Origin of the sequence: Halomonas sp. ND22Bw (assembly GCF_003011945.1) — a bacterium.
In the GTDB taxonomy this organism is placed as follows: Bacteria; Pseudomonadota; Gammaproteobacteria; order Pseudomonadales; family Halomonadaceae; genus Halomonas; species Halomonas halophila.
In genome coordinates this window covers 1-242 of sequence record NZ_PXWD01001615.1, presented here as the reverse complement: position 1 = coordinate 242, position 242 = coordinate 1, and the positions used below count along the sequence as shown (strand labels likewise).

The 242-nt window shown below is 71.9% G+C and carries 1 protein-coding gene; it reads left to right on the top strand.

Going from position 1 to position 242, the window contains the following annotated elements; all coding sequences use genetic code 11:
* The coding region (locus CVH10_RS23720) for an acyl-CoA dehydrogenase family protein (protein ID WP_146143368.1) at positions 1 to 242 on the top strand (242 nt) is incomplete at both ends.

Below are 242 nucleotides of genomic sequence, written 5' to 3'. Positions count from 1 at the left end.
CATGCTGCTGACCCCCGACCAGGAAGCCATCCGCGACGCGGTGCGCGACTTCGCGCAAAAGGAGCTGTGGCCGCATGCCCCCGCGTGGGACCGCGAGCACAGCTTTCCGAAGGCCGCCCACCAGGGCCTGGCCGAACTCGGCGCCTACGGCATCTGCGTGCCCGAGGAAGACGGCGGCGCAGGGCTCGACTACCTCACGCTCGCGCTGGTGCTGGAAGAGATCGCGGCCGGTGCCGGCGGCC